Source organism: Nonomuraea muscovyensis, assembly GCF_014207745.1.
Lineage (GTDB): Bacteria > Actinomycetota > Actinomycetes > Streptosporangiales > Streptosporangiaceae > Nonomuraea > Nonomuraea muscovyensis.
The window spans coordinates 1,784,251-1,803,020 of record NZ_JACHJB010000002.1 but is presented as its reverse complement, the minus strand read 5'-3'; the positions used below and the strand labels follow the sequence as shown (position 1 = coordinate 1,803,020).

General features: G+C 71.8%; 16 protein-coding genes. 13 read left to right on the top strand and 3 right to left on the bottom strand.

The window, feature by feature from the left end; translation table 11 throughout:
• Positions 1-34 precede the first annotated feature (34 nt).
• Together FHU36_RS25115 and hglS are read left to right on the top strand one after the other, a co-directional pair.
• Entirely contained in the window at positions 35-970 is a 936-nt protein-coding gene (locus FHU36_RS25115; RefSeq protein ID WP_185086314.1) for a LysR family transcriptional regulator, read from the top strand.
• Between the two features lie 130 nt (positions 971-1,100).
• Positions 1,101-2,480, top strand: a complete 1,380-nt coding sequence (hglS, locus tag FHU36_RS25110) for a 2-oxoadipate dioxygenase/decarboxylase (protein ID WP_185086313.1) — start codon at positions 1,101-1,103, stop codon at positions 2,478-2,480.
• Between the two features lie 211 nt (positions 2,481-2,691).
• On the opposite strand, the gene FHU36_RS25105 is transcribed toward hglS, so the two are convergent.
• A complete protein-coding gene (locus FHU36_RS25105; RefSeq protein WP_185086312.1) occupies positions 2,692-3,921 on the bottom strand; it encodes a DUF349 domain-containing protein in 1,230 nt (409 codons plus the stop codon).
• Positions 3,922-3,981: 60 nt separating this feature from the next.
• Entirely contained in the window at positions 3,982-4,866 is an 885-nt protein-coding gene (locus FHU36_RS25100) for a peptidylprolyl isomerase (RefSeq protein ID WP_312891797.1), read from the bottom strand.
• Positions 4,867-5,005: 139 nt separating this feature from the next.
• Here FHU36_RS25100 and FHU36_RS25095 point away from each other — a divergent pair, with 139 nt between their 5' ends.
• From FHU36_RS25095 to aspS, 3 genes are read left to right on the top strand one after another with little or no spacing between them, the layout of a single operon-like run.
• Positions 5,006-5,686, top strand: a complete 681-nt coding sequence (locus FHU36_RS25095) for an MBL fold metallo-hydrolase (protein WP_185086310.1) — start codon at positions 5,006-5,008, stop codon at positions 5,684-5,686.
• A complete protein-coding gene (gene hisS, locus FHU36_RS25090) occupies positions 5,686-6,945 on the top strand; it encodes a histidine--tRNA ligase (RefSeq protein ID WP_185086309.1) in 1,260 nt (419 codons plus the stop codon). The genes FHU36_RS25095 and hisS overlap by 1 nt, the downstream gene beginning before the upstream one ends.
• A complete protein-coding gene (aspS, locus tag FHU36_RS25085; RefSeq protein ID WP_185086308.1) occupies positions 6,942-8,672 on the top strand; it encodes an aspartate--tRNA ligase in 1,731 nt (576 codons plus the stop codon). The genes hisS and aspS overlap by 4 nt, the downstream gene beginning before the upstream one ends.
• A gap of 131 nt (positions 8,673-8,803) precedes the next feature.
• On the opposite strand, the gene FHU36_RS25080 is transcribed toward aspS, so the two are convergent.
• Positions 8,804-9,694, bottom strand: coding sequence for a peptidylprolyl isomerase (locus FHU36_RS25080; protein WP_185086307.1), 891 nt, complete (start codon positions 9,692-9,694; stop codon positions 8,804-8,806).
• Positions 9,695-9,861: 167 nt separating this feature from the next.
• Here FHU36_RS25080 and FHU36_RS25075 point away from each other — a divergent pair, with 167 nt between their 5' ends.
• From FHU36_RS25075 to mltG, 8 genes are all read left to right on the top strand, one after another.
• Positions 9,862-10,362, top strand: coding sequence for a DUF2231 domain-containing protein (locus tag FHU36_RS25075; protein ID WP_185086306.1), 501 nt, complete (start codon positions 9,862-9,864; stop codon positions 10,360-10,362).
• Positions 10,363-10,500: 138 nt separating this feature from the next.
• Complete coding sequence (locus tag FHU36_RS25070) at positions 10,501-11,742, top strand: replication-associated recombination protein A (protein WP_246502845.1); 1,242 nt, start codon at positions 10,501-10,503, stop codon at positions 11,740-11,742.
• Between the two features lie 92 nt (positions 11,743-11,834).
• The gene (locus FHU36_RS46510; RefSeq protein WP_185086304.1) at positions 11,835-12,695 is read left to right on the top strand and encodes a cyclase family protein; all 861 of its coding nucleotides are present in this window, start codon (positions 11,835-11,837) and stop codon (positions 12,693-12,695) included.
• Positions 12,696-12,835: 140 nt separating this feature from the next.
• On the top strand, positions 12,836-13,219 hold the full coding sequence (locus FHU36_RS25060; protein WP_185086303.1) for a DUF948 domain-containing protein: 384 nt from the start codon (positions 12,836-12,838) through the stop codon (positions 13,217-13,219).
• Positions 13,216-13,446, top strand: a complete 231-nt coding sequence (locus FHU36_RS25055) for a hypothetical protein (protein WP_185086302.1) — start codon at positions 13,216-13,218, stop codon at positions 13,444-13,446. Before FHU36_RS25060 ends, FHU36_RS25055 begins: the two co-directional genes overlap by 4 nt.
• Positions 13,447-13,463: 17 nt before the next feature.
• Complete coding sequence (alaS, locus tag FHU36_RS25050; RefSeq protein WP_185086301.1) at positions 13,464-16,136, top strand: alanine--tRNA ligase; 2,673 nt, start codon at positions 13,464-13,466, stop codon at positions 16,134-16,136.
• Between the two features lies 1 nt (position 16,137).
• The gene (ruvX, locus tag FHU36_RS25045) at positions 16,138-16,620 is read left to right on the top strand and encodes a Holliday junction resolvase RuvX (protein WP_185086300.1); all 483 of its coding nucleotides are present in this window, start codon (positions 16,138-16,140) and stop codon (positions 16,618-16,620) included.
• Positions 16,621-17,534: 914 nt separating this feature from the next.
• Positions 17,535-18,575 carry an endolytic transglycosylase MltG gene (gene mltG / locus FHU36_RS25040; RefSeq protein ID WP_312891796.1) on the top strand — a complete coding sequence of 347 codons (1,041 nt, stop codon included), beginning with the start codon at positions 17,535-17,537 and terminating at the stop codon, positions 18,573-18,575.
• The last annotated feature ends 195 nt before the right edge of the window (positions 18,576-18,770 follow it).

Genomic DNA, 18,770 nt, shown 5'->3' with positions numbered 1-18,770 from the left:
TGAGAGCAAGCATTCCTTGGTCTGGAGCCGGTTCATGATGAATCCGACTCATCTGCGCACCCTTGAGGTGGTCTGCCGCACCGGTTCGTTCGCCATCGCGGCGCGCGAGCTCGGCTACACCTCCTCGGGCGTGTCACAGCAGATGGCGGGCCTGGAGCGGGCGTGCGGCCTTCTGCTGTTCGAACGGCAAGCCCACGGCATCCGGCCGACCGCGGCGGCCGACCAGCTCGTGGAGCGGGCCGGCCGCGTGCTGGCGATGCTCGGGGAGTTCGAGGACGAGATACGTGACCTGGCCGCCGGGCGAGTAGGCCGCCTGCGGCTGGGCAGCTTCCCCACGGCCAGCGTGCGCCTGGTGCCCGACGCCCTGACGGACCTGGTGGCAGGCCATCCCGCGGCGGAGATCCTGCTGGAGGAGGGCGAGCCGGACGAACTGGCCCAGCTGCTGGTCAACGGCGAGCTGGACGCTGCCCTGCTGTACGAGTACGGGCACGTGCCTCAGCGGTGGCCGGCGGGGCTGGTGACGGTGCCACTGCTGCGCGAGGCGCTGCTGCTCCTGACGCAGCGTCAGCGCGCGAACGCCGGCGAGGCGACGGCGCGACTGCCGGCACTCCGGGCGGCTCAGTGGATCACCAGCCGGGAGGGCACGGCGGGCGCGATCTCACTGGAGCGCCTGTGCGCGGCCGCCGGCTTCGCGCCCGCCATAACGCGGCGCAGCGACAACTACGACGTCGTGCGCCAACTCGTCGGGGCAGGGTTGGGCGTGGCTGTCGTGCCCGCGTTGGGGCACGTGCCCGACGAACGCGTCCATGCCGAGCCGATCGCCTCTCATCTGGCTCATCGCCGCGTCCTCGTGGCCCACCGCGCGGCCAACGTCAACCCGCTCCTGCAACCCGCGCTGCGGGCGATCAAAGCGGCTGTCGCCACGGACGACCCCTGGCTCGCCGTATCAGGGGACCCAGGGCAAGCGTAGCTTGGTCTGGCGGCCACCAGCTCCCGCCCTGCTGGGTCTTGGCCAATCGCCGCCCCCGCTCCCAGGCTGGAAACCGCGGCCCCACCCGAGCCGTGCCCCGGATCCGTGGAACGACACCCAGGAGGCTCGCATGGTTCCCACCTGGCGGCTGCGCGCCGCATTCGCCCGTCGCCTGTCGGACATGTACGGGAGCGAAGTGCCCGCATACACCACGCTCCTCGACGTCGCCGGCGAGGTCAATCACGAGGTGATGCGTGAGAACGCCGACGCCGAGCGTCTGGGCGGCATCGACCGGATCACGGCAGAACGCCACGGTGCGATCCGTGTCGGCACCCCGCTGGAGATGGGCCAGGCGGCCCAGATCTTCGCCGCCTTCGGCATGTACCCCGTGGGCTTCTACGACCTGCGCGATGCGACCTTCAGCGCGGTACCGGTGATCTCCACCGCTTTCCGTCCCATCGACGCCGTCGAACTGGCCCGCAACCCGTTCCGGGTCTTCACCTCGCTGCTCACCACCGCCGACCGGCGCTTCTTCGACGCCGACCTGCAGGACCGCCTGGAGAGGTTCCTCTCCCGCCGCGAACTCTTCACGCCGGAGCTCCTCGACCTGGCCCGCCGCGCCGAACGTGACGCGGGGCTGCCGCACGAGCAGGCCGAACGCTTCCTCGCCCTCGCCGTGGTCGCCTTCAAGCTGTCCGCCGAGCCGGTGGACCGCACGTGGTACGCGGAGCTGGAGCGCGTCTCCGCCGTCGCCGCCGACATAGGCGGCGTCTCCAGCACGCACATCAACCACCTCACGCCGCGCGTGCTCGACATCGACCTGCTCTACCAGCGCATGGCGGCCCGCGGCATCGCCATGATCGATGATGTCCAGGGCCCACCGCGCTGGGACGGCCCGGACGTCCTGCTGCGCCAGACCTCCTTCCGCGCACTCGCCGAGCCGAGGAAGTTCCGCGAACCCGATGGCAGCGTCACCACCGGGTCGCTGCGTGTCCGCTTCGGTGAGGTCGAGGCCCGGGGCATCGCCCTCACCCCGGCCGGCCGCGCCCTGTACGACGAGCTCGTCACCGAAACCGACCTGCGGAGCGCCGACCATCCCCACGTCACCAGGCAGGATCTAGCCCGGAGCATCTGGCAGGCCCGCTTCCCCGGCGACGAGCGCCGGCTGCTCACCGAGCGCCTGGCCTACTTCACCTACCAGCCGGCCACCAGACCTCCCGGCGACCGCCGGCAACCACCCGCGGACGTCGACGGACTCTTGGCAGACGGCTGGATCACCGCCCACCCCATCGTCTACGAGGACTTCCTGCCTCGCTCGGCCGCTGGGATCTTCCAATCCAACCTCACAGGCGAAGGCACCCGGAACGCCACCGTGGGCGGAGCCCACTACGACGCGCGATGGCTCACCGAGACCATCGAGCGGCCCGTGCACGATCCCTTCGAGCTCTACGCGGCACAACAGGACGAGTCCCTGGCCCTGACCCTCCGGGCGCTCGGGCTGACCGTCTAGCGGTGCCGCCGGTGAGCATGAGGGAAGGATCTTCGATGCGCGTCGGATGTCCGCGACTGCCACCGGCAGCCCCCTCGCCCGGCTCGGGCGGCACGCAGCGGCCGGGCGTGTCCGCGGGAGACCCCGTCGCTCGCGAAAGCCCTCGGCAACCGCATGAAGCCGCGCCGGACCCGGCGAGCCGCGCGAGGCCGTCCGAGGCGCCTTGCGGACGTCAGCTGAACTCGGCGAGCGTGCGCTCGGCCTCCTCCAGCCACGAGCGGCGCGCGGTCAGCGCCTCCTCCGCCTCCTTGACGTCCTTGGCCCGGCCGGCCGCCTCCGCCTTGGCCAGCCGCTTCTCGAGCTGCTCGATCGAGGTGCGGAGCTGGTCGACCGTGCTCTGCGCCCGGGCGCGCGCCTCGGGGTTGGAGCGCTTCCACTCGGCCTCCTCGGCCTTGCGGACGGCGTCGTCCACCCGCCGCAGCCCGCCCTCCAGGCGGTCGCGCTGCTCGCGCGGCACCGGCCCGGCCGCCTCCCACCGCTCCACGAGGTGGCGCAGCGTCGTGCGGGCGGCGCGCACGTCGGTGACCGGAAGGATCTTCTCGGCCTCGGCCAGAAGCAGCTCCTTGACCTCGGCGTTGGCCGCGAGCGAGGCGTCACGCTCGGCGAACACCGCCGACCGCGCCTGGAAGAACTGGTCCTGGGCGCCCTTGAACCGCGCCCACAGCTCGTCCTCCACCTCGCGCGAGGCCCGTCCGGCGCTCTTCCAGCGCTGCATGAGCTCCCGGTAGACGGCGGCCGTGCCGCCCCAGTCGGTGGAGTCGGCGATGGCCTCGGCCTCGGCGACGATCTGCTCCTTGGCGGCCCGGATGCCCTCGCGCTGCTCGTCGAGGCCGGCGAAGTAGGCCTTGCGTCGCTTGGCGAACGCGGTGCGGGCGGCCGACATCCGCTTCCACAGCTGCGCCTCGGTGACCCGGTCGATGCGGTCGGCGGCCTTCCACTCCTCGACGAGCTGGCGCAGCCGCTCGCCGCCGGACTTCCAGTGCGTGGTCTCGTCGGCGATGCGCTCGGCCTCGGCGACGATGCGCTCCTTGACCTCCCTGGCCTCGGCCCGCGCCTGCTCGCGCGCCGCCTTGACCTCCTCGCGGCGGTGCGCGACCAGCTCCGACAGCCCGTCCAGGCGGGCCGTCAGCGCGGCGAGGTCGCCGACGGCGTGGGCCTCGGCGACGGCCTCGCGCAGCTTGACGATGCTCGCCTCGGCCTGCGCCGGGGCCAGGTCGGTGCCCCTGACCCGCTGCTCCAGCAGCTGGACCTGGCCGGCCAGCTCGTCGTACTTGCGATGGAAGTATGCCAGCGCTTCCTCGGGTTCACCGGCCTGCCAGGAGCCGACGGCGCGCTCTCCCTCAGCCGTACGCACGTAGACGGTGCCGTCGTCGTCTACCCGGCCCCACGGGTCGGTGCTCACCGTGTCCTCCTGCACTTTCCATCAGACCCTTCGGGACTTGTCGTCCCTAGTTGTATTACGTCAGCTCTTGCCAGCGATTGTCACGTCTTTGATTTCGACCGTCTCCTTGGGAGCCCCGGTGCCGTCCCCGCCCGAGCCTGCCATGACGCCCGCCTTGTTCACCTTGTCCAGGATGTCGAGTCCCTTCGTGATCGTACCCACCGGCGTGTAATCAGGGGTGAGGCCGATGTCGCCGTACACCAGGAAGAACTGGCTGCCGGTGCTGCCCGGGGCCTGCGTCTTGGCCATCGCCATCACACCGCGCTTGTAGGTGGCGCCCTCGAGGTTCTCCTCGGCCATCACGTAGCCGGGGCCGCCCTGCCCGTCGGTCGGGTTCTTCCCGTCGGCCTTGGCCTTCGGGTCGCCGCACTGCAGCATCGGGAACTGGTCGCTGCCCAGCCGGTGGCACTTGCTGCCGTCGTAGTAGTTCTTGTCGGCCAGGAACTCCAGCGAGTTGACCGTGCACGGCGCCTTGGCGTTGTCCAGCTTGACCTCGATGTCGCCCAGGTTGGTCTTGAGCGTCATGGTCTTCGTGGCGGGCTTGGTGCCGGCCTTCTTCGGCGGCAGGCCCACGTCCTTGACGGTGCCGCCCGTCGGGTCGGCGACGTAGTCGCAGGTGCCGGTCTTGGCGTCGTACGGCTTGGGGCCCGCGGCGGGGGAGGCCGAGGGGGCCGAGGTCTCCTGCGCCGGCGCGGACGCGGACGGCGAGGCCGCGGCGTCGGGCTGCGGGTCACCGCCCAGCAGCGCGACCGCGGCCACGATGCCGCCGACCACGACCACGACCCCCACCGTGGAGCCGATGATCGCGGTGCGCCTGGACTGCTGCTCGCGCTCGATGCGGCGCTGCAGTTGCCGCTCGTGGTGCTCGCGTGCCAGCTGCTTCTGCCGGTCCTTCCCCGTGGCCACCGCTTTGCCTCCCATAGTGAATCGACTGAGGTGGGCGAATCGTATCGGCCAATGGGTAATGATTCGCAGCCCGGCGACCCGCACCGGTACCCTTCGGTTACATTCCCATTGGCTTTTTTGACGAGATCAGCTGAGGCAGATGCTCATCGCAGGCTTCCCCGCAGGGGCCTTCCAGACCAATTGTTACGTCATCGCGCCCGCGGCGGGGGAGGAGTGCGTGATCGTCGACCCCGGTCAGGACGCGGCCGCCGGGGTCGACGAGCTGCTGCGCGAGCACCGGCTGAAGCCCGTCGCGGTCCTGCTCACCCACGGACACCTCGACCACGTCTGGTCGGTGGCCCCCGTGTGCGGCGCGCGTGACGTCCCGGCCTGGATCCACCCCGACGACCGCCACCTGCTGTCCGACCCGGCCGCGGGCTGGTCGTCGTCGAGCGCCGAGCTGTTCGGCGGCATCACGCTCAGCGAGCCCGACGACGTCCGCGAGCTGTCCGACGGGGCGGTGCTGACGCTCGCCGGCCTGGAGCTGGTGGTCGACCACACCCCCGGCCATACCAGGGGGTCGGTGAGCTTCCGGTCGCCCGGCGAGGCAATCATGTTCTCGGGCGACCTGCTGTTCGCCGGCTCCATCGGCCGCACCGACCTGCCGGGCGGCGACTACCCGACGATCCTGCGCAGCCTCGCCTCCAAATGCCTGCCGCTGCCTGACGATACGGTCGTCCTGCCGGGACACGGACCACAGACCACGATCGGCCACGAGCGCGCCACCAATCCTTACCTCAAGGAGGCCGCGCCGCACGCCGGTCCCACACGAGGGATCTAATGAGTTTCCAAGCGCCAAAGGGCACCTTCGACTGGCTGCCGCCCAGCTCCGAGCAGGTCCTCGCCGTCCGCGAGGCCCTCGTCGCCCCGGTACGGCGAGCGGGCTACGGCTACATCGAGACGCCCGTCTTCGAGGACACCCAGCTGTTCGCCAGGGGCGTCGGCGAGTCGACCGACATCGTCTCCAAGGAGATGTACACCTTCCCCGACAAGGCGGGCCGCTCGCTGACCCTGCGCCCGGAGAGCACCGCGTCCGTCCTGCGCGCGGTGCTCCAGCACGGCCTGCACAACGGCCAGCTGCCGGTCAAGCTGTGGTACTCCGGCAGCCAGTTCCGCTACGAACGCGCCCAGAAGGGCCGCTACCGCCACTTCTGGCAGGTCGGCGCCGAGGCGCTGGGCGCCGAGGACCCGGCGCTCGACGCCGAGCTCATCGTGCTCGGCGTCCAGGGCTTCGCCGCGCTCGGCCTGACCGGGGTGCGGCTGCTGCTCAACTCCCTGGGCGACCGCGCCTGCCGGCCCGCCTACCGGGCCGCGCTGCAGGAGTTCCTGCGCGGCCTCGACCTCGACGCCGACACCCGGGCCCGCATCGACATCAACCCGCTGCGGGTGCTGGACGACAAGCGGCCGGAGGTGCAGGCCCAGCTTGCCGGGGCGCCGCTGGTCGTCGACCACCTGTGCGCCGCCTGCAAGGCCTACCACGAGGAGGTCAGGTCGCTGCTGACGGAGGCCGGGGTGGCGTTCGAGGACGATCCGCGCCTGGTGCGCGGCCTCGACTACTACACGCGGACCACCTTCGAGTTCGTCCACGACGGGCTCGGCTCACAGTCCGCGGTCGGCGGCGGCGGCCGCTACGACGGGCTCAGCGAGATGCTCGGCGGCCCGCCGCTGCCGAGCGTCGGCTGGGCGCTCGGCGTCGACCGCACCTACCTGGCCATGGAGGCCGAGGGACTGCTCGCCGGCGACGCCACCGGGCGCCTCCAGGTGTACGGTGTCCCGCTGGGCGACGACGCCCGCCGCCGGATGTTCCTGCTCGTGGACGAGCTGCGCCGGGCGGGCGTCAGCGCCGACATGGCCTTCGGCGGCAAGGGGCTCAAGGGCGCGATGAAGGGCGCCGGCCGCTCGGGCGCCCGGTTCGCGCTGATCCTCGGTGAGCGCGACCTGGCCGCGCAGGCCGTCCAACTGAAAGACCTGACCACCGCTGAGCAGACCGAGGTGCCGCTGGCCCAGGTCGTCGACGTTCTGAAAGGGAAAGTGCAGTGATTCGCACGCATACGGCCGGGTCGCTCCGTAAGGAGCACGCCGGGCAGCAGGTGACGCTCGCGGGATGGGTGGCACGGCGCCGTGACCACGGTGGTGTCGTCTTCATCGACCTGCGCGACGCCTCCGGCTCGGCGCAGGTGGTCTTCCGCGAGGAGGACCACGCCCACGACCTGCGCGCCGAATACTGCGTGAAGGTCGTCGGCGAGGTGCGGGTGCGCCCCGAGGGCAACGAGAACCCCGACCTGCCCACCGGCGCCATCGAGGTGGTCGCCGAGCAGGTCGAGGTGCTCAGCGAGTCGGCGCCGCTGCCGTTCCCGATCGAGGGCAACGTCGGCGTCTCCGAGGAGGCCCGGCTCAAGTACCGCTACCTCGACATCCGCCGCCAGCAGGTGGCCCACGCGATGCGCGTCCGCTCCAAGGCCACCTACCTGGCCAACGAGACGATGAACGAACTGGGCTTCGTCTACGTCGACACGCCGACGCTGACCCGCTCCACGCCCGAGGGAGCCCGTGACTTCCTCGTGCCGGTGCGGCTGCAGCCGGGCAACTGGTACGCGCTGCCCCAGTCGCCGCAGCTGTTCAAGCAGCTCCTGCAGGTGGCCGGCCTGGAGCGCTACTACCAGCTCGCCAAGTGCTACCGCGACGAGGACCTGCGGGCCGACCGGCAGCCGGAGTTCACCCAGATCGACCTCGAGATGTCCTTCGTCGACCAGGAGGACGTCATCGCGGTCGGCGAGAAGCTCGTCGGCCGGCTCTGGCGCGAGATCCTCGGCTACGAGATCCCGATGCCGCTGCCGCGCATGACCTACGCCGAGGCGATGGCCCGCTACGGATCCGACAAGCCCGACCTGCGCTTCGGTCAGGAGCTCGTCGAGATGACCGGCTACTTCGCCGGCACCTCGTTCCGCGTCTTCCAGGCCGACTACGTGGGCGCGGTCGTCATGCCGGGCGGGGCGTCGCAGACCCGCAAGGAGCTTGACGGCTGGCAGGAGTGGGCCCGCTCGCGCGGCGCCAAGGGCCTGGCCTACGTGCTCGTGCAGCCCGACGGCACGCTCGGCGGCCCCGTCGCCAAGAACCTGTCGGAGCAGGAGCTGGCCGGCCTGGCCGAGGCCGTCAAGGCCGCGCCGGGCGACGCCGTCTTCTTCGCCGCCGGGGGCCGCAGCGCCGCCCGCGACCTGCTGGGCGCCGCCCGGCTGGAGATCGGCCGCCGCTGCGGGCTCATCGACGAGTCGCAGTGGTCGTTCCTGTGGGTGGTCGACGCGCCCATGTTCGAGGAGGACGGGGAAGGCGGCTGGACGGCCGTGCACCACCCGTTCACCGGCCCCAAGCCCGAATGGGCCGACACCTTCCAGGACAACCCGGGCGAGGCGCTGGCCTACGCCTACGACATGGTCTGCAACGGCATGGAGATCGGCGGCGGTTCCATCCGTATCCACCGGGCCGAGATGCAGCAACGCGTCTTCGACGTGCTCGGCATCTCCAAGGAGGAGGCCGAGAGCAAGTTCGGCTTCCTGCTGGAGGCGTTCAAGTACGGCCCGCCCCCGCACGGCGGCATCGCCTACGGCTGGGACCGCATCTGCATGCTGTTGTCCGGCGGCGAGTCCATCCGCGACGTCATCGCCTTCCCGAAGACGGCCTCCGGCTTCGACCCGCTGACCGCCGCGCCGACGCCGATCACGGCTGAGCAGCGCAAGGAGGCGGGCGTCGACGCCCAGCCCAAGGAGTAGCCCTCCCGCCGCACGCGAACGCCCCGCCTCTCCGGCCCGGAGAGGCGGGGCGTTCGCCGGACGGGACGCGAAACGGCGCGGCCGCCTCCCCGGTGATCAGCCGGAGGGCGGCCGCGCCGATGGGACGGCGGTCAGCGCACCGTGACCTTCTTGATGATGATGGGGTTCTTCGGCGCGGTGGCGCCCGCGCCGGTCATGGCGTCGTCCTTGTTGACGATGACGCCGTCCGCGGCCACCTTGTCGATGATCTCCAGCCCGGAGGAGACGACGCCGAGCACCGTGTACGGGTCCTGGATCTGCGCGTTCTCGTCCGACAGGGAGATGGCGAACTGGCTGCTGCTCTGGTTCGACGCACCCGCCGGCTGGGTCAGCATCACCACGCCCCGGGAGTAGGGGATCACGCCGATGTTCTCGTCGGGGATGGCGTAGCCCGCGGTGCCCTGGCCGTCGGTCGGGTTCTTGCCGTCGGCCTTGGCCTTCGGGTCGCCGCACTGCAGGATGTGGACGCCCTCGGTCTCGGGCATGGCCAGCCGGTGACACTTGGTGTTGTCGTAGAAGCCCTTCTTGGCCAGGAAGGCCATCGAGTTGACCGAGCACGGCGTGGCCGCTGCGTCCACGTCGATGACGATGTCACCGTGGTTGGTGGTGATCGTCATCGTCGACAGCTTCATGTTGGGCTTGCGGCCCGGCATGCCCACGTACTTCATCGGGACGTCCTTGGGACCCCGCTTGTACGTACAGGTCACCGGACCGGCCTTCTTCGTCGGCGTCGCCGTCGGCAGCGCCGCCGGGGCCGAGGTCGAGGGCGAGGCCGACGGCGTGCTCTTGGCCGCCACGGGCGCCTTCGAGTCCTCGCCCATCAGCGTGGTGGCCGCGTAGATGCCGCCCGCCACCACGACGACGGCCACGCCCGCGCCGATGAACGTGTTCCGCTTCGCCTTGGCGGACTGCTCAGCCGCGCGCCGCGCCTGCCGCTCCTTGTGCTCCCGCGCCAGCTGGCTCTGGCGGTCGTCGCCGCTCACCGGTATGTCCTCCAGTTTTGCCTACACATGACCGAACAACTCCGCGAATGCTACCGGCCCTGGAATGTGGAAGACGTAAGTGACGGGAAACGGTCACTGTTGCGCGGGGGTCCGGGAATCATATGGTGCTGGAACTCGTAGTTGAAACACGTACTAAGGAGTTTCGCATGTTCGACCAAGTCTTCGGCCTGCCGGCCCACCCCCTGATCGTGCACTTCGCCGTCGTCCTGACCCCGCTGCTCGCCCTTCTGGCCGTGGCGTACGCGGCGCTGCCCCGCCTGCGGTCACGGCTCGGCTGGGCCGTGGTGCTGCTCTCCCTCGGCAGCCCCGTTGCGATCTTCGTCGCCAAGGAGAGCGGCGAGAGCCTCAAAGAGGCACGCTTCGCCACCACAGAAGGTGAGCTGGCCACGATGATCGCCACCCATCAGAGTTTCGCCAACCCGCTTCTGCTGTCGGCCCTCGGGCTCGGCGTCAGCGCGTTGCTGCTGGTCTTCGCCACCACCCCGGCGCGTGCTGGCAAGGAGGAGGGCGCGGCCGCCACGGGCGGCGACCGGTTCGGCCGCGCGGGCACCGTCGCCCTGTCGGTGCTGACCGTGGTCCTGGCGCTGGCGGCCGCCTACTACGTCTTCCAGGCCGGCGACTCCGGCGCCAGGGCCGTGTGGGAGTAGCCCCGCCGGCCCGCCGTGGGGCGAGTCCCGCCACCTGCGGCGGACCGCGGGGCGTGGACCACCGTGTAATCTCGCGTTGTGGAGAGCCTGTTCGATTCGGCGGCTGAAGAGGCCACGCCGCAGCCCCTCGCCGTACGGATGCGTCCCCGCACCCTCGACGAGGTCATCGGCCAGCGGCACCTGCTCGGTCCCGGCACGCCGCTGCGGCGCCTCGTCGAGAGCGAGGCCCCGATGTCGCTCTTCCTGTGGGGGCCGCCGGGCACCGGCAAGACCACGCTCGCCTACGTCGTCGCCGGCGTCACCAAACGGCGTTTCGTGGAGATCTCGGCCGTCTCCGCCGGGGTCAAGGACGTGCGCGCCGCCATCGACAACGCCCGCCGCGAGCTGGGCATGACCGGCCGCCAGACCGTCCTGTTCGTCGACGAGGTGCACCGCTTCAACAAGGCGCAGCAGGACGCGCTGCTGCCCGCCGTCGAGAACCGCTGGGTCACCTTCATCGGCGCCACCACCGAGAACCCGTTCTTCTCGGTCATCTCACCACTGCTGTCGCGCTCGCTGCTGCTGACGCTGGAGTCGCTGTCCGACGACGACATCCGCGAGGTGCTGGAGCGCGCCGTGCGCGACGAGCGCGGGCTCGGCGGCCGTGCCACCCTCGCCCCGCAGGCCCTCGACCACCTCGTCCGGCTCGCGGGCGGAGACGCGCGCCGCTCCCTGACCTACCTCGAGGCCGCGGCGCTGCTGTCCGACGACATCACGGTCGAGGTGGTGGAGAAGGCCGTCGACAAGGCCGCCGTCCGCTACGACCGGCAGGGCGACCAGCACTACGACGTGATCAGCGCGTTCATCAAGTCGATGCGCGGCTCCGACGCCGACGCCGCGCTCCACTATCTCGCCCGCATGATCGAGGCCGGCGAGGACCCCCGCTTCATCGCCCGCCGCATCGTCATCTTCGCCTCCGAGGACGTCGGCCTGGCCGACCCCACCTGCCTGCAGACGGCCGTCGCCGTCGCCCAGGCGGTGCAGCTCATCGGCCTGCCCGAGGCCCAGATCAACCTCGCCCACGCCGTCATCCACTGCGCGCTGGCCCCCAAGTCCAACGCCGTCGTCAAGGCGATCGGGGCGGCCGTCGGCGACGTCAGGCGCGGCCTCATCGGCCAGGTGCCCGGCCACCTGCGCGACGCCCACTATCCGGGCGCGGCCAAGCTCGGCCACGGCGAGGGCTACAAATACCCGCACGACTTCGACCACGGCCTGGTCCGCCAGGACTACGCCCCGGAGCAGGTCCGCGAGCGGCGCTACTACGAGCCCACCACCCACGGGGCCGAGGCTCCGGTCGCCGACCGCTGGGCCCGCATCCGCGACTTCCTGCGCGGCGCCTGACCGCCCCCGCGCCCACTCCACCGGCGGCAGCGCCGCGGGGCCTTGCCCGAGCGCCGCACCGCCGATCCCCGTACGCCGCCAAGGAGCGCATCGTGAGCGACGCACCGCCAGCCCCGGACCGCCCGCAGGACCCCGCGGCGAGCGACCCTACGGGAGACGACGGCGCCGGTGACCGCGTCGACCACCGGGCCTCGTTCGACGCGACCATCACCTTCGGCAACGGCGGCGATCTCACCGTCCACGGCTTCCGCGTCGACCTGCCCTCGCCCCGCTGCGGCGAGGACGAGATCGCCGCCCTCTTCGTCGCCTCGCTCGGCCTGCTGACGACCGACGAGGTCCGCCTGTCCGACGTCCGGGTCTTCCCCGAGCCGCACAAGGGCACCAGGGGCGGCCCGTCCGACCGCAGCGCCCCGCCACCCGGCCGGGGCGGGCCGCTCGTCGAACTCGACCACGCCTCGCCCGCGGCGGCCACCTCGATCGAGACGCCCGCGGACCTCGCCGCGCTGCGCCTGTCCCGCGTCGCCGACCTGCCCGCCGTGGTGGTGCGGGTGGTGGGGGCCGGGCCGCTGCCGGTCGGCGTCGGCGCGCTGGCGGCCTTCGACGTACGGGGCGCCGCCGTCCTCCTGCACACGGGGGCGCGCCACGGCCACCCGCTCACGCCCGAGGCCGCGACCTGGCTGGTGGAGCGCGGCGCCGCCCTGGTGGGCACCGACGCGGCCGCCCTCGACGACACTTTCGACGGCGCTTTCGACGGCGCGCCCGCCGGCGCCGGGACCGGGCCGGCGACGCCCGCGCGGCGGATCCTCCTGGACGCGGGCATCCCCCTCGTCGAGGGGCTGGCGGGGCTCGACGGGCTGCCGCCGACCGGCGCGCTGCTCACCGCCGTCCCGCCACGTCTGGCGGGCACCCGGCGCGCTCCCGTACGGGCCTTCGCCCGCCTGCCGGCCCGCTGATCCGCGAGCCTCCGCGCACCCCGGAAAAGGACGATCTCCGACGTGGCGGCCTGATCAAGATCTTCGTCGCCACTAACCTGAGTCCCCGGACACGATAGGGTTCATGCCGTTCCGGCGCAGCGTACGAGGGAGATGAGCGCATGCTTACCGCTGGAGAGGTCGCCGGGCTGATCGCGGCCACGGGCTGGATAGTCCTGGTCTGCGTGCTCGTCATGGTGCTGGTCAGGCTCACCAGGCTGCTGACCGAGACCACCAGGGCGGTCTCCGACCTGAGCAGCCGGGTGGCTCCGCTGCTCGACGACGTGAGCGTCACGGTCTACGAGACCAACAGGCAGCTCGTCGCCGTCGAGGCCATCACCAAGGATGTCAAGGAGATCAGCGGCCACGCCGCCAAGCTGAGCGCCGTGACCCAGACGATCTTCACCGGCCCGCTGATCAAGGTGTCGTCCCTCGGCTACGGCGTGCGCAGGGCCGTCGAGGCGCGCAGGACCGGCCGTGCGCGCGGCATCGGGCGGCGGCCGTGATCAGGCGTCTGTTCTATCTGTCGCTCGGCGCGCTCATCACGCTGTGGGTGATGCGCAGGCTGCAGGCCCTGCATCCCCAGCACGTGGCGCGCCGGACCGTGAGCGGCGCGGCGGGCATGCTCGCGCAGGTGAGAGACTTTACTTCCGACGCGCTCGGCGAGGCGGCCGAGCGCGAAATCGAGTTGCGGGCCCGGTTCGGGCTCGGTGACTCTGACCACAACGACTAACGCAAAGGATGGCCACCATGGAGTCGGCAGAGATCGCCCGCCGCTTCCTGCGCTTCTTCGAGGAGCGTGGGCACAAAGTAGTGCCCTCGGCCAGCCTGATCGCTGAGGACCCCACGCTACTCCTGGTCAACGCGGGTATGGTGCCGTTCAAGCCGTACTTCCTGGGGCAGCGCAAGCCTCCGGCGTCACGGCTGGCCACCGCCCAGAAGTGCGTGCGCACCCCCGACATCGACGAGGTGGGCAAGACCACCCGGCACGCCACGTTCTTCCAGATGCTCGGCAACTTCTCCATCGGCGACTACTTCAAGGCCGATGTGATCCCGTTCGCCTGGGAGCTGCTCACCAGGTCCGAGGCCGACGGCGGCTTCGGCTTCCCCGAGGACCGGCTCTGGGCGACCGTCTACCTCGACGACGACGAGGCGTTCGACATCTGGCACAACAAGGTCGGCCTGCCCGCCGAGCGCATCCAGCGCCGCGGCCTGGAGGACAACTACTGGCACATGGGCGTGCCCGGCCCCGGCGGCCCCTGCTCGGAGATCTACTACGACCGCGGCCCCGAGTACGGCAAGGAGGGCGGGCCCGTCGCCGACGAGGACCGCTACCTCGAGGTCTGGAACCTCGTGTTCATGCAGTACCAGCTCAGCGCGGTCCGCAGCAAGGTCGACTTCGACATCGCGGGCGAGCTGCCCAGCAAGAACATAGACACCGGCATGGGCCTGGAGCGCATGGCGGCGATCCTGCAGGGCGTCGACAACATCTACGAGATCGACACCACCTACAAGATCCTCGACCGGGCCGCCGAGCTCACCAAGACCCGCTACGGCCGTGACGCCCGCGCCGACGTGAGCCTGCGCGTCATCGCCGACCACGTGCGCACCGGCACCATGCTCGTCGCCGACGGCGTCATGCCCGGCAACGAGGGCCGCGGCTACGTCCTGCGCCGCATCCTGCGCCGCAGCGTGCGCAACCTGCGTCTGCTCGGCTCCGGCGACGAGCGCTACATGCACGAGCTGACCGGCGTCGCGATCGACGTCATGGGCCAGCAGTACCCCGAGCTCAAGGCCGACGCCCCGCAGATCCACGCCGTCATCGACGCCGAGGAGGCGTCGTTCCTCGGCACGCTGCGCACCGGCACCGCGATCTTCGACGTGGCGGTCGAGGAGACCAAGCGCAAGTCCGGCACGACGATCTCCGGCGACCAGGCGTTCCAGCTCCACGACACCTACGGCTTCCCCATCGACCTCACCCTGGAGATGGCCGCCGAGCAGGGCCTCCAGGTCGACGAAGAGGGCTTCCGCCGGCTGATGAAGGAGCAGCGGGAGCGGGCCAAGGCCGACGCCGCGGCGAAGAAGACCGGCAACGCCGACATCTCCGTCTTCGGGCAGCTGCTGGAGAAGGCGGGCAAGGTCGAGTTCCTCGGCTACGACGAGACCGAGGCCGAGACCACCGTGGTCGGCATCCTCGTCGACGGCGCGAGCGTCCCCGCCGCGGGCGCCGGCTCGGCCGTCGAGATCGTGCTCTGCCGCACCCCGTTCTACGCCGAGGGCGGCGGCCAGCTCGCCGACCAGGGCGTGATCCGCACCGCGGGCGCCGAGGTCGAGATCGTCGACGTGCAGTCGCCGATCGCCGGCCTGGTCGTGCACCGCGGCAAGGTCCGCACCGGCGAGCTCAGGGTCGGCGACGAGGCGCAGGCGGAGATCGACGTCGAGCGCCGCCGCGCCATCTCGCGCAGCCACAGCGCCACCCACCTCGTGCACCGCGGCTTCAAGAACGCGCTCGGCGAGACGGCCGCGCAGGCGGGCTCCGAGAACTCACCCGGCCGGTTCCGCTTCGACTTCACCGCGGCGGGCGCCGTGCCGCCGAGCGTGCTGCGCGACGTCGAGGACGAGGTCAACGCCGTGCTCATCAACGACCTCAAGGTCAACGCCTTCTACACCTCGCAGGCGGAGGCCCGGGCGATGGGCGCGCTGGCGATGTTCGGCGAGAAGTACGGCGACGAGGTCCGCGTCGTGGAGATCGGCGACTACTCCCGCGAGCTGTGCGGCGGCACCCACGTCCACAGCTCCGGCCAGCTCGGCCTGGTCAAGGTGCTCGGCGAGCAGTCGGTCGGCGCGGGCGTGCGCCGCGTCGAGGCGCTGGTCGGCATCGACGCCTTCCGCTTCCTGGCACGCGAGAGCGTGCTCGTCGCCCAGCTCACCGAGCAGCTCAAGGCCCGCCGCGAGGAGCTGCCCGAGCGCATCGAGGGCATCGTCACCCGGCTGCGCACCGCCGAGAAGGACCTGGAGAGGCTCCGCTCCGCCCAGGTGCTCCAGGTGGCCGGCGAGCTGGCCTCCCAGGCTCGTGACCTGCAGGGCGTCTCCGTGGTGACGCACCGCGCGCCTGATGGCACCGGCGCCGACGATCTGCGTAAGCTCGCCCTGGATGTGCGTGGCAGGTTCCCGGCCGACCGGCCTGCGGTCATCGTGATCGCAGGCGTCCCCTCCGACCGTCCCGTGGTCGTTGCCGCGGTCAACGAGGTGGGACGCGAGCGTGGGCTCAAGGCCGGGAGACTGGTCGGCGTCGCCGCCAAGGCGCTGGGGGGTGGCGGTGGCGGCAAGGACGACGTCGCGCAGGGCGGCGGCAGCCGGCCGGAGGCGATCGGCGACGCGCTGCGGCTCGTCGAGCAGGCCATCGAGGGGCAGCTCGGCTGACATGCGGTTCGGTTCACGGATCGGCGTGGACGTCGGCTCCGTACGCATCGGCGTGGCCCGCAGCGACCCTTCGGGGCTGCTGGCCACGCCGGTCGAGACCGTCAGGCGCGGCAAGGGAGACCTCGACCGCCTCGCCGTGATCGTCGCGGAGCACGAGGCGATCGAGGTCGTGGTGGGGCTGCCCACCTCGCTGTCCGGCCGTGAGGGCCACGCCGCCGCGCTGGCCCGCGACTTCGCCGCCGAGCTGGCCGCCCGGCTCGCCCCCGTCCCCGTCCGGCTGTTCGACGAGCGGCTGACGACGGTCGCCGCCCAGCAGGGGCTGCGGGCCAGCGGCGTGCGCGCCAAGAAGCAGCGCGGCGTCGTCGACCAGGCTGCCGCCGTCGTGCTGCTCCAGGACGCGCTCGACGTCGAGCGGGCCACGGACAGACCACCAGGCAGGCCCGTCGACCCGCCCTCCACGGCGGCCGGCGGACCCGCCTCATGACACGGCGCCCCCCTGGGCCAGGTGCGCCCGCACCGGTGGTGGGCGCATGACCGGCCGGCCCGCCGCCGACGGCGGCCCGCCGGACCAGCCTGGCCTGGCCATCGACTGCGGCGCGGCGGCCGAGAGCCGCTCCTCCCCAGGGCACCCACCACATCGGGACACCACCACGTCCAACCCGCCGACCGGCGCCCCTCCTGGCGATGCCGAGGACACTCCGCGCCACCCCGGCGCCTCTCGGGGCGGCAACGCTGACTGCCCTCCTGGTGCCTCCCGGGGCGGCAACGCTGACTGCCTTCCCGGTGCCTCCCGGCCCGCGGACGCGGACCGCCCGGGGGACCCGATCGTCTCTTGGGGCGGCGACGCGCCCTGGTCGGACCGTTCCGGCGCGTTTCCTGGCGGCGACGTGGCCCGCGCGGGAGATCCGACCGCCTGTCCGGGTGGTGAGGCGGCCTCGGACCACCCTGGCGTCTCTCCAGGGGGTGACGCGGCCTGTTCGCATCGTCCTCGCGTCTGTCTGGACGGCGACGTGGTGCGCTCGGGGGACCCGATCGCCTCTTCGGGTGGTGACGCGTCCTCGGACCGTCCTGGCGTCTCTCCGGAGGGTGAGGTGGGCTCGGAGGGGCCCGGCGACTCTGTGGGAGGTGACGCGGACAGCTCCGACACCTCTCGGGACGGCGATGGGGACCGCGCGAGCAGTTCCGGCGGCTTTCCGGACGACGACCCTGATCACTCATGCCGCCCCGGTGACCGTGTCGGTCGGGGGGAGCGCGACTCCAGGGGTGTGACGGGGGAGGCGGGTGCACCCGCGAGGGCCGCCTCGCCCGGCATCCCGGGCCCAGCGCAGACCGCCAGGGCTCGGCGCGGCCCTCGGGACGGCGCTGGGCAGGATGGTGCCGGCGCCCACCCGCAGGGCCGTGCCCCTGCCTGTGCCCACCCGCAGGGGGGTGGCGCTCACGGCGGGCATCGCGGCCTCCGCGCTCGCCCTGGGCGCAGGCGCGTACGCCGTCCTCAAGCCCTACCTCGACCCGGACGACTACGAGGGCGCCGGGAGCGGTGCCGTGACCGTCCGGATCCGGCCGGGCGCGACCGCGGGCGACATCGGCGAGACCCTGGCGGGCAGCGGCGTGGTGGCCAGCGCCCGGTCCTTCGTCAACGCGGCCGAGACGCGTGCGGTGGCCCACCGGCTCAGGCCGGGCCACTACCGGCTGCGCACCGGCATGGCCGCCGCGGCCGCGCTCGACCTGCTGCTCGCCCCGGCCTCCAGGGTGGTCCGGCGGGTCACGGTGACTGAGGGGATGCGGGTGGGCGAGGCGTTCCGGCGCATCGCCGCCCAGTCCGGGCTGCCGCTTCGCGAACTGCGGGCGGTCGAACCCGAGCTGGTCGGGCTGCCACCCTATGCCCGTGGGATCGAGGGATTCCTGTACCCCGCCACGTACGAGGTCGAGCCCGACGCCAAGGCCGTCGATGTGCTCGCCGCGATGGTCGAGCGGTACGGCGCGGTCGCGCGGCAGCTCGACCTGGAGGCCCGTGCGGCCCGGGTGCACCTGACGCCGCTGGAGGCGGTCATCGTGGCCAGCATCGCGCAGGCGGAGGGCGGCCGGGACGCCGATTACCCGAAGATCGCCAGAGTGATCTACAACAGGCTCAGGCGCGGCATGCCCCTGCAGATGGACGCGACCGTCACCTACGCGCTCGGCAGGCGGACGCTGCGGGTCGCGGGCCGGGATCTGCGGGTCCGCTCGCCGTACAACACCTATGCGCGCGCGGGACTGCCGCCGGCACCGATCTCGAACCCCGGCAGGAAGGCGCTGAGGGCGGCGCTACGACCGGCGAAGGGCGATTGGTACTGGTTTGTTACCACTGATCCGGCGCATAGAATCACCAAATTCACCGACAAAGAGAGCGAGTTCGTGAGATACCGGGAAGAGTTGCACCAGAACCTCGGGACGAACTGATGCTCGCTGGGACACCCTCCACCCTGCGGGGGATCGGCGTGATCTCCAGCCGGCGCCCTCGCGCCGGGGCGCCGGTTCGTTCCTTCCTGTCCCCGGGTACGGCTACCCAGAGTGAACTTCCCCGGGTGTGCGAGCATGTCCGGTGGATCCCCCCGTTCCCCCCGGTAATCCCGAACGGTTCGGTCCGTCCGCTTG

Bases quoted from the DNA above. Each gene is read 5' to 3' on its own strand.
- FHU36_RS25115 (WP_185086314.1), top strand. From the start codon at position 35: ATGATGAATCCGACTCATCTGCGCACCCTTGAGGTGGTCTGCCGCACC.
- alaS (WP_185086301.1), top strand. From the start codon at position 13,464: ATGGAGTCGGCAGAGATCGCCCGCCGCTTCCTGCGCTTCTTCGAGGAG.
- FHU36_RS25060 (WP_185086303.1), top strand. From the start codon at position 12,836: ATGCTTACCGCTGGAGAGGTCGCCGGGCTGATCGCGGCCACGGGCTGG.
- hglS (WP_185086313.1), top strand. From the start codon at position 1,101: ATGGTTCCCACCTGGCGGCTGCGCGCCGCATTCGCCCGTCGCCTGTCG.
- FHU36_RS25070 (WP_246502845.1), top strand. From the start codon at position 10,501: ATGCGTCCCCGCACCCTCGACGAGGTCATCGGCCAGCGGCACCTGCTC.
- hisS (WP_185086309.1), top strand. From the start codon at position 5,686: ATGAGTTTCCAAGCGCCAAAGGGCACCTTCGACTGGCTGCCGCCCAGC.
- FHU36_RS25095 (WP_185086310.1), top strand. From the start codon at position 5,006: ATGCTCATCGCAGGCTTCCCCGCAGGGGCCTTCCAGACCAATTGTTAC.
- ruvX (WP_185086300.1), top strand. From the start codon at position 16,138: ATGCGGTTCGGTTCACGGATCGGCGTGGACGTCGGCTCCGTACGCATC.
- FHU36_RS25075 (WP_185086306.1), top strand. From the start codon at position 9,862: ATGTTCGACCAAGTCTTCGGCCTGCCGGCCCACCCCCTGATCGTGCAC.